Origin of the sequence: Achromobacter insuavis (genome assembly GCF_902859645.1) — a bacterium.
GTDB classification, from domain to species: Bacteria; Pseudomonadota; Gammaproteobacteria; order Burkholderiales; family Burkholderiaceae_B; genus Achromobacter; species Achromobacter insuavis.
The window spans coordinates 1-13111 of the sequence record NZ_CADIJR010000118.1; the positions used below are offsets into that span (position 1 = coordinate 1).

A 13111-nucleotide genomic window follows, 5' to 3' on the forward strand; every position below is an offset into this window, starting at 1 on the left:
GTCGCCGCCGGCGAGACTCGCCCCGCGACCCCGGCGCCCGCCGCGGCCGACCCACAGGCCGGCCTGCCGGCCGATGCGGCCTGGTGGCAACGCTGGCGCGCCGAAGTGGCCTCGTGGCCCGGCCGCGCCGGCTCGGCGCTGGCGCATGAACTCGGCGGCCTGATCACCATCCAGCGCGTCGACGAACCCGCCGCGCTGCTGCTGTCGCCGGAACAGGCCGACCAGGTGCGCGGCACGCTGCGCCAGCGCCTCCTGACCGTGCAACTGGCCATGCTGATGCGCCAGCCCGCGGTCTGGAAGAGCGAGCTCGACAACGTCGGCACTACGCTGGCCAAGTACTTCGACACCCGTTCCCCCGACACGGTCGCGGCCCAGAACCTGGCCCGCGAACTGGCGCAGACCGACATCGCGGTGCGCATGCCCGATGTGTCCGACAGCCTGAACGCCGTGGCCGCGCTGCGCGCCGCCGGCTTCAAGACCAGCGATCAGGACTGACGCCCATGCGTACCTGGTTCTGGACTCTGCTGCTCGCCGTCATCGCCGTCGCCCTGGCGGTGGTGCTGCGCTCCCATTCCGGCAATGTGCTGCTGCTGGTCTGGCCGTGGCGCATCTCGATGTCGCTGACGCTGGCCGTGCTGCTGATCGTGGCGGCCTTCGTGGTGCTGTATGTGGGCCTGCGCCTGCTGGCCTGGCTGCTGGCCATTCCCGATCGCGTCCGCGCCTGGCGCGGCAAGCGCGCCCAGGCGCGCGATCACGAATTGCTCGAGCGCGGCTGGATCGGCCTGCTCGAAGGCCGTTATTCGCACGCCGAAAAAGACCTGACCAAGCTGCTCGAGCAGACCAAGGTGCAGACCCGCCGCGTGCTGGCCGCCTTGTCGGCCGCCCGCGCCGCGCATGGCCTGGGTGAATTCGACCGCCGCGACCGCCTGCTGGCGACCGCGCAGGAACAGGCCGGCGCCGACCCTGGCCTGGTGGAAGCCACCGCGACGGTCTCGGCCGACATGCTGCTGGACCAGGGCCGCGCCGAGCGCGCGCTGGCCGTGCTGGCGCCGCTGGCCGATGGCGGCGCCCGCCACCTGCACACCATGCGCCTGCTGCTGCGCGCGCACACGGCCCTGCACCATGACGAACAGGTCTTCACGCTGGCGCGCGGCCTGCTGCGCCGCAATGCGCTGGCGCGCACCGAAGGCGACCACCTGATCGACGTGGCCGGCGCGGCGCGCTTGCGCGCGGCGGCCGCCAACGACGGCTGGCGCGCCATCTGGAAGGACCTCAAGGCCGAGGAGCGCCTGCTGCCCGAAATCGCGCTGGCCGGCGCCGCCGCCTTCGAAGCGGCCGGCGAGGCCAACGAGGCCGCCAAGGTGCTCGAAGCCGCCATCGCCGTGAAATTCAATCCCGCCCTGGTGGCCGCCTACGCGCGTTGCGACGCCGAGCAGGTGTCGCGCCGCCTGGCCAAGGCCGAGACCTGGCTGCAGCAGCGTCCCACCGATCCCGACCTGCTGACCGCGCTGGGCATGCTGTGCCTGAACGGCCAGCTGTGGGGCCAGGCCGAACGCTACCTGCTGCGCAGCCTGTCGCGCCGCGGCGATGCGCAGACGCACGCGCTGCTGGGCAGCCTGTACGACCGTCTCGACCGTCCCGCCGACGCCGTGCGCCACTGGCGCCTCGCCACCGCCGCCAGCATGGCGCTGCCGGTGCTGGCCGCCGACGCGGCGCTGCCGGCCGCGGATATCGGCTCGGACCCCTATCGCCTGGACGCCGAGGGCGGCTATGCGGTGGGCCTCTCGGATGTCGACGCCGATATCGGCGGCGACTATCCCGCGCTGCCGCCCTCGGTGGCCGCGTCGGCTTCGGATTACGTGCTGGATCCGGACGCCCGCGCCAACAAGGAACAGCAGGCGCGCGCGCTGGCGCCGGAAGATGCGCCGGTCGTCGGCGGCACGTCCGACATCGACGAGTATTTCGACAGCGCGCCGATTCCGGCCGCCGCGTTCGACAATCCCGTGCCGACGTATTCGCCGGCCGCGCCGGCTTCGCCCAAGCCGGCCGCGCCCGCCGCGCCGGCGCCGACCACCAAGCCGCCGTTCAAGGACGACGGCTCGCTTTGATCCTCTTTCAGACTAACAAGGTTCAATCATGAGTTATGACCGCGTGTCCCCCGGCAAGAAGCTGCCGGAAGACTTCAATGTGATCATTGAAATCCCCATGAACGCCGACCCGGTGAAGTACGAGGTCGACAAGGAGTCGGGCGCGATCTTCGTCGACCGCTTCATGCTGACGGCCATGCACTACCCGTGCAACTACGGCTACATCCCGCAGACCCTGTCGGAAGACGGCGACCCCGCCGACGTGCTGGTGCTGACCCCGTTCCCGATCCAGATCGGCGCCGTGGTGCGCTGCCGCGCCATCGGCGTGCTGGAAATGGACGACGAGTCGGGTGGCGACGCCAAGCTGCTGGCCGTGCCGATCGAAAAGCTGTACCCCCCGTACCGCAACATCAAGTCCTACGAAGACCTGCCGGCCGAAGACACGGCCCGCATCCAGCACTTCTTCGAGCACTACAAGGACCTGGAAAAGGGCAAGTGGGTCAAGGTCAAGGGCTGGAAGGGCGTCGACGCCGCCCACGAGGAAATCGTCAAGAGCGCCGAGCGCTACAACAAGGCCTGATCGATCAGGCCTTGCGCCGCGCCGGTGTCGCACCGGCCGGCGCTTTCAGGCGGCGCGGCCGCGACGGCATGATGCCGATCGCCGCCGCGCCGTTGTCTTGCAGGCCCTGCAGATTCTGCGTCACCTGCGCCGCGGCGGCCTGGATGCGTTCCTGCAGCAGCGCCAGCCGCTTGGCGGGCGTGCGCGCCTCGGCGGCGATGAACACCAGGCTGCCCACCACCTTCTGGTCCGGCGTGAAGATCGCCGAGCCGATCCCCATCAATCCCGGGTCGACCTCGCCGTGCGAGACGCAGACGCCAGCCGCGCGCAGCTGCTTGATGTTGGCGCGGAACGCATCCCAATCCTCGCCCAGGCCGGCCTCGCGGATCTCCGCGGCGTGCCACAGCATCAGGTTGCGCAGCTGGTAGGGCGGCAGATTGGCCAGGATGGGCTTGGCGGTGGCGCCGCGGAACATCGGGAAGGGGCGGCCGCGCGCGTAGCTGGATTCGATCGAATGGTCGGTCCAGTAGCGGTCCACGCACATGACCTTGTCGCCGTAGTAGCTGCACAGCATCAGGTTGGCGTTGAGTTCGTCGCCGGTGGCGCGCATGACCTCGCGCGCCGCGCGCATCAGCGGGTCGTGCTGGCGCAGGTGCCGGTCGAGCTCGATGATGCGCGAGCCGAGCACGTAGGCGCCGCCCGCGGTCGGCGCCAGCAGGCCGCTTTCGGTGAGCGACTTGAGATAGCGGTAGGCCGTGGCGCGCGAGCACTCCAGATGCGCCATGACGTCTTCCTGGAAGGCGGCGGTGGTGTCGTCGCGGAAGAGATCGAGGATGGACAACATGCGATCGGGAGTGCTCATTGCTGCTGACGTGCCTAGTGAATGTGGAAGCCGCCGTTGACGTCGACCACGATGCCGGTTGAGTAGGAGGACAGGTCCGAGGCCAGGAAGAGAATGGCCTGCGCCACTTCGGCCGGGGAGCCGAAGCGTTGCAGCGGAATGCCCTGTTTGAGTTCTTGTTCCCAATTTTCGCCGAATTTGCCGAGCGTCATGTCGGTCTCGATGATGCCCGGCGCCACGCAGTTGGCGCGCACGCCGCGCGGCCCCAGTTCCCGCGCCAGCGCCTTGGTGAAGCTGATCACGCCGCCCTTGGAGGCGGCGTAGTGCGAACCGCCCAGCAGGCCGCCGCCGCGCAGGGCGGCGGTCGAGCCGAGGTTGACGATGGCCGGGTGGCGCTCGCTTTCCAGCAGCCGGGGCAGGGCGGCGCGCGTCACGTTGTAGGTGCCGGTCAGGTTGACGTCGACCATGCGGCGGAACTCGTCCTCGGGCAGATCCCAGATGCGGGTCGCGGCGACGATGCCGGCGTTGTTCACCAGCACGTCGATGCCGCCCAGCGCCCGCGCCGCCTGCGCCACGGCCTGCTCGCAGGAGGCGCTGCTCGACACATCGCAGTGCAGGTTGACGCGGCCGCCGGCCAGCCCGGCGTCGGCGTGGTCGGGAAAGTCGCGGTCCAGCACCGCCACGCTGGCGCCCTGCGCCAGGAATTGCGCGACGATGGCGGCGCCGATGCCACGGGGGTTGGCGCCCCCCGTGACGACGGCCCGCTTGCCGGCCAACAGTCCGAGCGGGCCCCCGGTCATCGCTTCACCAGCGCGCAGCCGCCCTGGTCCAGCGGACGGAACGCCTGTTCGGCGGGAATCTTGCGCACCAGCTTGTAGTAGTCCCAGTCGCGCTTCGATTCGGACGGCTTCTTCACCTGGAACAGGTACAGGTCGCGCATCACGCGGCCATCCTCGCGGATGCGGCCGTTCTCGGTCATGAAGTCGTTGATGGGCGTGTCATGCATTTTCTTGATCACCGCCTCGGATGCATCGGTGCCGGCGGCCTTGACCGCGTTCAGGTAGTGCATGGTGGCGCTGTAGTTGCTGGCCTGCACCATCGACGGCATGCGGCCGGTGCGCTTGAAGTAGCGCTCGGACCATTGGCGCGCCTTGTCGTCCTGGTCCCAGTAGAACGGCTCGACCAGGTTCAGCCCTTGCGCGTATTCCAGTCCGACGCTGCGCACGTCGACGATGCTCATGAAGAGCGCCGCCACGCGCTGCTTGCTGCCCATGATGCCGAATTCGAACGCCTGCTTGATGCTGTTGATGGTGTCGCCGCTGCCGTTGGCCAGGCCGATCACCTGCGCCTTGGAGGCCTGCGCCTGCAGCAGGAACGACGAGAAGTCGGCGCTGGCGATGGGGTGGCGCACGCTGCCGACCACCTGGCCGCCCTTGGCCTTGACCACCGCCATGGCGTCGCGTTCGAGCGAGTGGCCGAAGGCGTAGTCGGAGGTGATGAAGAACCAGCTCTTGCCGCCGTCTTCCATGACGCCGCTGGCCACGCCGGTGGCGTAGGCGTAGGTGTCGTAGGTCCAGTGCATGCCGTTGGGCGAGCAGGCCTTGCCGGTCAGGTCGGCCGAGCCGGCGCTGGTGAAGATCACCACGCGCTTCATCTGGCGGGTCAGGTCCTGCACCGCCAGGGCGATGGCGGAGTTGGGCACGTCCAGGATCAGGTCGACCTTGTCGTTCTCGTACCAGCGGCGCGCGATGGAGACGCCGATGTCCACCTTGTTCTGGTGGTCGGCGGACACCACCTCGATCGGCTTGCCCAGCACCGTGCCGCCGAAATCCTCGACGGCCATCTTCACGGCCTCGACGCCGAACTTGCCGGACAGGTCGGCCATCATGCCGGACTGGTCGCCCAGCACGCCGATCTTGACGACGTCGTCGGACACCTGGGCCTGGGCCGACAGCGAAACAGCGCCCAGCGCGCAGGCGGCCAGGCAAAGCTTGAAACGGGTTTTCATGGGGTTGTCTCCTTGGGGGCTTATGTCTTTGCGCGCCGCCCTGTGCCGGGCGGTCGCGCGGGTCTTGTCGCGGGTGTGCCTGTGTTGGCGCCTATTCCAGGGTCTGGCCGGCGTAGGCGTCGATGAACAGGTTGGGTTTCAGGAAGAAGCTCAGCACCAGCGCGCCGTGCGGCGCGCGCGCCACGTGCTGGTTGCCGCGCGGCCGCCAGACGTAGTCGCCGGCGCGCACTTCGCCTTCGGCATCGACGATCGAGCCTTCCAGCACATAGGTCTGCTCGACCTCGACGTGCTCGTGCAGCGGCAGCTCGGTGCCGGGCTGCCAGCGGAACAGCGCGGTCAGCAGGCCGGACTCCTTGTCCTGCATCAGCACCTTCATGTCGATGCCTTCGACCTGCGTGGGTTTCCAGGGCAGTTCGTCGACTTTCAGGAAGCGCGACGCCAGCGGCGGCAGCGCGTTGACTGCGGGGCAGCCAGGGGTTTCGAGGGCCATGATGTCTCCTAGCCAATACTCGTTATGGAAGAAAAACTAAAAATCTTGTTATTGAGTGTTTAAAAATAGTCGCGTATATTGAGATTAATGTCAATCCTGTTTTCAGCCAAGGCAAGCGGGATCGACACGAGCCGGACCGGGGGCCGCGGGGCTCGGGAAGTCTTTCCCGATATCCGCCGTCCCGAGAGATCCGGCGCCTATAAGACAAGGAGACAAGCTTGAATCAGGACTATCTGGGCCAGACCTTCGGGTTGGCCGGGCGCACGGCGCTGGTGACGGGGGGCGCGCGCGGACTGGGATATGCCATCGCCGCCGGCCTGGGCCGGGCGGGCGCGCGCGTGGTGATCAACGATCTGTCGCAGGCCGCCTGCGACGCCGCCTGCAGGCAACTGGCCGCGGCCGGCATCACGGTGCGCAGCGCGGTGTTCGACGTGGCCGACGGCGACGCCGTGGCCGCGGCCGTGGCGCGGCTGGAAGCCGATGGCGTGGCCATCGACGTGCTGGTCAGCAATGCCGGCAACCAGAACCGCAAGCCGGTGGTGGAGATGGCGCCGGCCGAATGGCAGGCGTTGCAGAACGTCCATGTGAACGGCGCGTTCCATTGCGCCCGCGCGGTGCTGCCCGCCATGGCGGCGCGCGGCTTCGGCCGCATCGTGCTGATGTCGTCGGTCGCGGGCCAGGCCACCATGCCGAACATCGCGGCCTACGCCACCGCCAAGGGCGCGATCGCGGCGTTCACGCGCGCGCTGGCGGTCGAATACGGCGGCCAGGGCGTCACTTGCAACGCGCTGGCGCCGGGCTTCGTGCGCACCGACTTCACCCAGGGGCTGCAGGACAATCCGCAGTTCCAGTCGTTCCTGTCGAGCGCGGTGCCGGTGGGGCGCTGGGCCACGCCTGAGGACATCGCGCCGGCGGTGGTCTACCTGGCCTCGCCGGGCGCCGCGTTCGTCAATGGCCACGTGCTGGCGATCGACGGCGGCCTGTTGGCCCGCATGTAGGAGGACGACCATGAGCACCCAAGCGGTTCTGTCCGCCCAGGGGCTGGTCAAGCGGTTCGGCGGCTTCAATGCCGTCGACGGCGTGTCCCTGGCCCTGCGGGAAGGTTCCATCCATGCCTTGATCGGCCCCAACGGCGCCGGCAAGACCACCTGCTTCAACCTGCTGACCAAATTCCTGACGCCCGACCAGGGCGTGATCCACTACCGCGGCCGCGACATCACGTCGCTGGCGCCGGAGCAGATCGCGCGCCTGGGCATCGTGCGCTCGTTCCAGATCTCGGCGGTGTTCCTGGGGCTGACCGTGCTGCAGAACATGCGCGTGGCGCTGATGCGCCAGCATGGCGACGGCCTGCGCTTCTGGCGCAGCCGCCGCAGCGTCGACCGCCTCAACGAGCAGGGCCTGGCCCTGCTGGACGCCGTGGGCCTGGCCGGCATGGCCGACACCACCGCGGCCCTGCTGCCCTATGGCCGCAAGCGGGCGCTGGAGATCGCCATGACCTTGGCGCTGGAGCCGGACGTGATGCTGCTGGACGAGCCGATGGCCGGCCTCGGCCAGGAAGACGTGGCGCGCATCGCGGCGCTGATCCGGCGCGTGTCGGCCAACCGCAGCATCCTGATGGTGGAGCACAACCTGTCGGTGGTTGCCGACCTGTCCGACACCATCACGGTGCTGGCGCGCGGCGCGGTGCTGGCGCAGGGCGACTACGCCACGGTGTCGCGCGACGAGCGCGTCATTACCGCCTACATGGGCTCGGAAGAGGGAGAGGGCTGATGCTGTCGATCAAGGACCTCAACGCCTGGTACGGCGAATCGCATGTGCTGCATGGCGTCGACATCGAGGTGCGGCGCGGCGAGCTGGTCACCATCCTGGGCCGCAACGGCGCCGGCAAGACCACCACGCTGCGCGCCGTCATGGGCATCCTGGACAAGCGCCGCGGCTCGATCCGGCTCAACGGCCAGGAAACCGTCGGCATGGCGCCGCACCGCATCCCGCGGCTGGGCGTGGTGTATTGCCCGGAGGAACGGGCGGTGTTCCGCAGCCTGAACGTGACCGAGAACCTGCTGCTGCCGCCGCGCCTGGCGGACGGCGGCATGTCGCTGGACGAGATCTACACCCTGTTTCCCAATCTGCGCGAACGCAGCGCCAGCTCCGGCGGCAACCTGTCGGGCGGCGAGCAGCAGATGCTGGCGATCGCCCGCATCCTGCGCACCGGCGCCCAGCTGATCCTGCTGGACGAACCCACCGAAGGGTTGGCGCCGGTGATCGTGCAGCAGATCGGGCAGGCCATCCGCACGCTCAAGGAGCGCGGTTTCACCATTGTGCTGGTCGAGCAGAATTTCCGCTTCGCCACCAAGGTGGCCGACCGCCACTACGTGATGGAGCACGGCCGCGTGGTCGACCAATTGTCGGCGCAAGAGGCGCGCAACGATCCCGAGCGGATCGCGCGCCGCCTGGGCGTCTGAGGGGGAGAATCCTGTGTTCGAAATTTTCGGTGTGCCGTCCACGGCACTGTTCGGCCAGCTCCTGCTCGGCCTGATCAACGGTTCGTTCTACGCCTTGCTCTCGATCGGGCTGGCGGTGATCTTCGGCCTGTTGAACATCATCAACTTCGCCCATGGCGCGCAGTACACGGCGGGCGCGTTCCTGGCCTGGATGCTGCTGAACTACCTGGGGGTGAACTACTGGGCCGCGCTGGTGCTGGTGCCGCTCATCATGGCGGCGTTCGCCATCGTGGTCGAGCGCGTGCTGATCTCGCGCACCTACCGCATGGACCACCTCTACGGGCTGCTGCTGACCTTCGGCATCGCCCTGCTGATCGAGGGCGGGCTGCGCCAGGCGTATGGCGTGTCGGGATTGCCTTACACCATCCCCAAGGCGCTGACGGGCGGGGTCAACCTGGGCTTCATGTTCCTGCCGTGGTACCGCGGCTGGGCGGTGGCGGTGTCGCTGGTGCTGTGCCTGGCGGTGTGGGTGCTGATCGAGAAGACCCGGGTCGGCGCCATGCTGCGCGCCGCCACGGAGAATCCGACCATCGTGCGCTCGTTCGGCATCAACGTGCCGCTGCTGATCACGCTGACCTACGCGCTGGGCGTGGCGCTGGCGTCGGTGGCGGGCGTGATCGCCGCGCCCATCTACCAGGTCAGCCCGATGATGGGCTCGAACCTGGTGGTGGTGGTGTTCGCGGTGGTGGTGATCGGCGGCATGGGCTCCATCATGGGCGCCATCGTCAGCGGCTTCGGGCTGGGCATCATCGAGGGGCTGACCAAGGTTTTCTATCCGGAGGCCGCCAACCTGGCGATCTTCATCATCATGGTGCTGGTGCTGCTGTGCAAGCCGGCGGGCCTGTTCGGCAAGCCGCTGCAGGTGCAGAACGTGCTGGCCGCCGAGGCCACCCGCCAGCCGGTGCAGCTGGGGCGCCGCGCCATGCGCGGGTGCATGGCGATCCTGGCGCTGGTGGCGCTGGCCGCGCCCTGGTTCGTCTATCCCACGTTCCTGATGAAGGTGCTGTGCTTCGCGCTGTTCGCCGCGGCCTTCAACCTGCTGGTGGGCTATGTCGGCCTGCTGTCGTTCGGCCATGCGGCCTTCTTCGGCGCGGCGGCCTACGCCACCGGCATCGTCATGAAGCTGCTGGGCGCCACGCCCGAACTGGGCCTGCTGGCCGGGGTGCTGACCGGCGGCCTGCTGGGGCTGGCGTTCGGCGCCATCGCCATCCGGCGCCAGGGCATCTACTTCGCCATGATCACGCTGGCGCTGTCGCAGCTGGTGTACTTCATCGCGGTGCAGGCGGGCTTCACCGGCGGCGAGGATGGCCTGCAGAGCGTGCCGCGCGGCAAGCTGTTCGGCCTGATCGACCTGGATGGCGTGATGCCGATGTACTACTTCACGCTGGCGGTGTTCGCGCTGGGCTACGCCTTCGTGCTGCGGGTGCTCAATTCGCCCTTCGGCGAGGTGATCCGCTCGGTGCGCGACAACGAGCAGCGCGCCCGGTCGCTGGGTTATTCGACTTCGCGCTACAAGCTGCTGGCGTTCACCTTGTCGGCCTCGGTGGCGGGGCTGGCCGGCGGGCTCAAGGTGCTGGTGTTCGGCGTGGCCTCGCTGACCGACGTGCACTGGCACGCCAACGGCGAGGTGGTGCTGATGGCGCTGCTGGGCGGCATCGGCACGGTGTTCGGTCCGCTGGCCGGCGCCTTCACCTTCGTCTCGCTGCAAAACTACCTGGCGCCGCTGGGGTCGTGGGTCCTGATCGTGCAGGGCGCGATCTTCGTGCTGTGCGTATTGCTGTTCCGCGACGGCATCATGGGGCTGGTGTCCCGTGCCTGGCTCGCCGTCGCCCGTCCGAAAAAGGAGTCCTGATGTTCCTGCACGTCGTAATGCTGCAATTGTCCGGCGCCGCCGATGCGCGCTTCCATGACCGGGTGCAGGGCTACTGCGACCGCATCCTGGCCGAATGCGACGGGGTGGCGGGTTACGCCTTCCGGTCCAACCAGGCCAGTCGTTCGGACGGCCTGACCCACGCGGTGGTGGCGGCGTTCAGCGATGCCGCCGCCCATGACCGCTACCAGGTGTCGCCCGCCCACCAGGAGATGAAGGCCTACATGGCGGATTTCATCGAGCGCCTGGTGGTGTTCGATGGAGAAATCCCTACAATTTGCTGAATGTTTCCGTCGCCCCGGAACGGGATACACTCGCGGATGATTTTTGCGATCGGACCGTTCCACCCGTCATAGGTTGATAGATCATGGACTACGTATTGCCTCCCCAGCCGCTGACCGCGGTTCCCGTTGCCGGCAGCGCCGCGCTGTTCCCCGTGCGCCGCGTCTATTGCGTCGGCCGCAACTACGCCGAGCACGCCAAGGAAATGGGCTTCACCGGCCGTGAAGATCCGTTCTTCTTCTGCAAGCCCGCCGACGCCGTGCTGAGTGTCGCCGACGGCGAAACCGGCAAGATGCCGTATCCGCCCAAGACCTCCAACCTGCACTACGAAATGGAGCTGGTGGTGGTGCTGGGCAAGGGCGGCCGCGACATCCCGGTCGAAGAAGCCAACGACTGCGTCTGGGGCTATGCCCTGGGCCTGGACATGACCCGCCGCGACCTGCAGGGCGAAATGAAGAAGCAGGGCCGTCCCTGGGAAGTGGGCAAGGCCTTCGACCTGTCGGCGCCGCTGGGCCCGATCCACCCGCGCAGCGTGGTCGGCACGCTCGACAAGGGCGCCATCTGGCTCGACGTCAATGGCCAGCGCAAGCAGGCCAGCGACATCTCGCAGATGATCTGGAACGTGCCGGAGAGCATCTCCTACCTGTCGGGCCTGTTCGAACTGCAGCCCGGCGACATCATCTTCACCGGTACGCCGGAGGGCGTGGGCGCCGTGGTGCAGGGCGACGTCATCACCGGCGGCGTGGAAGGCCTGGGCGAACTTCGCGTCCAGATCGTTTAAAGTACGGCCCGGAATCGTTTCCCCACACTTCAGGAGCGCAGCATGCGCAGCAAGATCGTGCTGACCGCCTTCGTCGTGTTCGGCTTCGTACTCGCCGGTTGCAATACCGTGGCGGGCATGGGCAAGGACATGTCGCGAGCCGGCAACGCCATCACCAACGCCGCCGACAAGTAATCGTCCGGCCCAGGTGATAAAAAAGCCCCTTGATCACTCAAGGGGCTTTTTCTTTGGCGTGGAGGCTGGTCTACAGCACATCCCCGGCGTAGTCCGCCAGGCGCGAGCGCTCGCCGCGCTGCAGGGTGACGTGGCCCGAATGCGGCCAGCCCTTGAAGCGGTCGACCACGAACGTCAGGCCCGAGCTGCCTTCGGTCAGGTAGGGCGTGTCGATCTGGGCGATGTTGCCCAGGCAGATCACCTTGGTACCGGGGCCGGCGCGGGTCACCAGCGTCTTCATCTGCTTGGGCGTCAGGTTCTGGGCCTCGTCGATGATCAGGTACTTGTTCAGGAAGGTGCGACCGCGCATGAAGTTCAGCGACTTGACCTTGATGCGCGAACGGATCAGGTCCATGGTGGCGGCGCGCCCCCAGTCCCCGTTGCCTTCGCCTTCGCCCATGTTCAGCACGTCGAGGTTGTCTTCCAGCGCCCCCATCCAGGGCAGCATCTTTTCTTCCTCGGTGCCGGGCAGGAAGCCGATGTCCTCACCGACGGGCACCGTGACGCGGGTCATGATGATCTCGGTGTAGCGCTTGGTCTCGAGCACCTGGGTGATGCCGGCCGCCAGCGCCAGCAGCGTCTTGCCCGTGCCGGCCTGGCCCAGCAGCGACACGAAGTCGCATTCCGGGTTCATCAGCAGGTTCATGGCGAAGTTCTGCTCGCGGTTGCGCGCGGTGATGCCCCAGACGTTGTTCTTGCCGTGGGTATAGTCGCGCAGCGTCGCCAGCACCGCCATCTTGCCGCTGACCTCGCGCACCTGGGCATACAGGGGCATCTGGCCTTCGAAGTAGACGAACTGGTTGACCACGAACTGCGAACACAAGGGGCCGTGGATGCGGTAGAAGGTGGTGCCGCCCTGTTGCCAGGACTCGACGTCCTTGCCGTGCTTGTTCCAGAAGTCCTCGGGCAGCTGCATCACGCCCGAATACATCAGGTCCGAGTCTTCCAGGACGTGGTCGTTGAAGTAGTCTTCCGCGGCCATGCCGAGCGCGCGCGCCTTCAGGCGCATGTTGATGTCCTTGGACACCAGCACGACTTCGCGCTGTGGGTATTTTTCCTGCAGGGCCCGCACCACGCCCAGGATCTGGTTGTCGGCCTTGCCCATGGGCAGGTCCGACGGCAGGGTGCTGTGGATGGCGGTGGTCTGGAACATCAGGCGCCCGGTGGCGTCCTTGTTGCCCAGCTTGGCCAGCTCCAGGCCGTCTTCGAGCTGGGTCGCGTCCTGCACCAGCGCGTCGAGCGAACGGCTGACCTGGCGGGCGTTGCGCGCCACTTCCGACATGCCCTTTTTCTGGTGGTCCAGCTCTTCGAGCGTCATCATCGGCAGGAAGATGTCGTGCTCTTCGAAGCGGAACAGCGAGCTGGGGTCGTGCAGCAGCACGTTGGTGTCCAGCACGAACAGCTTGCGCGGCGCGTTCTGGGCTCGCGCCTTGGCGCGCTTGGCCGGGGCCGGGGCGGCCTTGGCCTGGCGGGCCGGCG

The 13111-nt window shown here is 67.8% G+C and carries 15 protein-coding genes; 10 read left to right on the plus strand and 5 right to left on the minus strand.

Annotated features, from left to right (window positions below; translation table 11 throughout):
• From H0523_RS30045 to ppa, 3 genes are all read left to right on the plus strand, one after another.
• Nucleotides 1-495, plus strand: a 495-nt coding sequence (locus H0523_RS30045; protein WP_180180254.1) for a uroporphyrinogen-III C-methyltransferase, incomplete at its 5' end; no start/stop codon positions are given.
• 5 nt (nucleotides 496-500) lie between these two features.
• Nucleotides 501-2108 carry a heme biosynthesis HemY N-terminal domain-containing protein gene (locus H0523_RS30050; RefSeq protein ID WP_054433336.1) on the plus strand — a complete coding sequence of 536 codons (1608 nt, stop codon included), beginning with the start codon at nucleotides 501-503 and terminating at the stop codon, nucleotides 2106-2108.
• A 28-nt stretch (nucleotides 2109-2136) separates the two neighbouring features.
• Complete coding sequence (ppa, locus tag H0523_RS30055; RefSeq protein WP_054433335.1) at nucleotides 2137-2667, plus strand: inorganic diphosphatase; 531 nt, start codon at nucleotides 2137-2139, stop codon at nucleotides 2665-2667.
• Between the two features lie 4 nt (nucleotides 2668-2671).
• Here the strand turns inward: ppa and H0523_RS30060 are convergent, their stop codons facing one another.
• From H0523_RS30060 to H0523_RS30075, 4 genes are all read right to left on the minus strand, one after another.
• Nucleotides 2672-3508, minus strand: coding sequence for an IclR family transcriptional regulator (locus H0523_RS30060; protein ID WP_054433334.1), 837 nt, complete (start codon nucleotides 3506-3508; stop codon nucleotides 2672-2674).
• Between the two features lie 14 nt (nucleotides 3509-3522).
• Nucleotides 3523-4287, minus strand: a complete 765-nt coding sequence (locus H0523_RS30065) for an SDR family NAD(P)-dependent oxidoreductase (RefSeq protein ID WP_054433333.1) — start codon at nucleotides 4285-4287, stop codon at nucleotides 3523-3525.
• A complete protein-coding gene (locus tag H0523_RS30070) occupies nucleotides 4284-5495 on the minus strand; it encodes an ABC transporter substrate-binding protein (protein WP_054433332.1) in 1212 nt (403 codons plus the stop codon). Before H0523_RS30070 ends, H0523_RS30065 begins: the two co-directional genes overlap by 4 nt.
• Nucleotides 5496-5586: 91 nt before the next feature.
• Complete coding sequence (locus H0523_RS30075) at nucleotides 5587-5985, minus strand: cupin domain-containing protein (RefSeq protein ID WP_054433331.1); 399 nt, start codon at nucleotides 5983-5985, stop codon at nucleotides 5587-5589.
• A gap of 218 nt (nucleotides 5986-6203) precedes the next feature.
• On the opposite strand from H0523_RS30075, the gene H0523_RS30080 reads away from it, so the two are divergent.
• The 7 genes from H0523_RS30080 (at nucleotide 6204) to H0523_RS30110 (ending at nucleotide 11593) form a co-directional block, all read left to right on the plus strand.
• Nucleotides 6204-6983 carry an SDR family NAD(P)-dependent oxidoreductase gene (locus tag H0523_RS30080; RefSeq protein WP_054433330.1) on the plus strand — a complete coding sequence of 260 codons (780 nt, stop codon included), beginning with the start codon at nucleotides 6204-6206 and terminating at the stop codon, nucleotides 6981-6983.
• A 10-nt stretch (nucleotides 6984-6993) separates the two neighbouring features.
• Nucleotides 6994-7755, plus strand: coding sequence for an ABC transporter ATP-binding protein (locus H0523_RS30085; RefSeq protein ID WP_054433329.1), 762 nt, complete (start codon nucleotides 6994-6996; stop codon nucleotides 7753-7755).
• Entirely contained in the window at nucleotides 7755-8447 is a 693-nt protein-coding gene (locus tag H0523_RS30090) for an ABC transporter ATP-binding protein (RefSeq protein WP_054433328.1), read from the plus strand. The genes H0523_RS30085 and H0523_RS30090 overlap by 1 nt, the downstream gene beginning before the upstream one ends.
• Nucleotides 8448-8460: 13 nt before the next feature.
• Nucleotides 8461-10338 carry an ABC transporter permease gene (locus H0523_RS30095; RefSeq protein ID WP_054433327.1) on the plus strand — a complete coding sequence of 626 codons (1878 nt, stop codon included), beginning with the start codon at nucleotides 8461-8463 and terminating at the stop codon, nucleotides 10336-10338.
• A complete protein-coding gene (locus tag H0523_RS30100) occupies nucleotides 10338-10640 on the plus strand; it encodes a Dabb family protein (RefSeq protein WP_054433326.1) in 303 nt (100 codons plus the stop codon). Before H0523_RS30095 ends, H0523_RS30100 begins: the two co-directional genes overlap by 1 nt.
• An 83-nt stretch (nucleotides 10641-10723) precedes the next feature.
• Nucleotides 10724-11419, plus strand: a complete 696-nt coding sequence (locus H0523_RS30105) for a fumarylacetoacetate hydrolase family protein (RefSeq protein ID WP_054433325.1) — start codon at nucleotides 10724-10726, stop codon at nucleotides 11417-11419.
• 42 nt (nucleotides 11420-11461) lie between these two features.
• Nucleotides 11462-11593 carry an entericidin A/B family lipoprotein gene (locus H0523_RS30110; RefSeq protein WP_006388428.1) on the plus strand — a complete coding sequence of 44 codons (132 nt, stop codon included), beginning with the start codon at nucleotides 11462-11464 and terminating at the stop codon, nucleotides 11591-11593.
• Nucleotides 11594-11663: 70 nt separating this feature from the next.
• Here the strand turns inward: H0523_RS30110 and H0523_RS30115 are convergent.
• Nucleotides 11664-13111: PhoH family protein (locus H0523_RS30115; RefSeq protein WP_257225183.1), on the minus strand; the 1448-nt coding region annotated here is incomplete at its 5' end.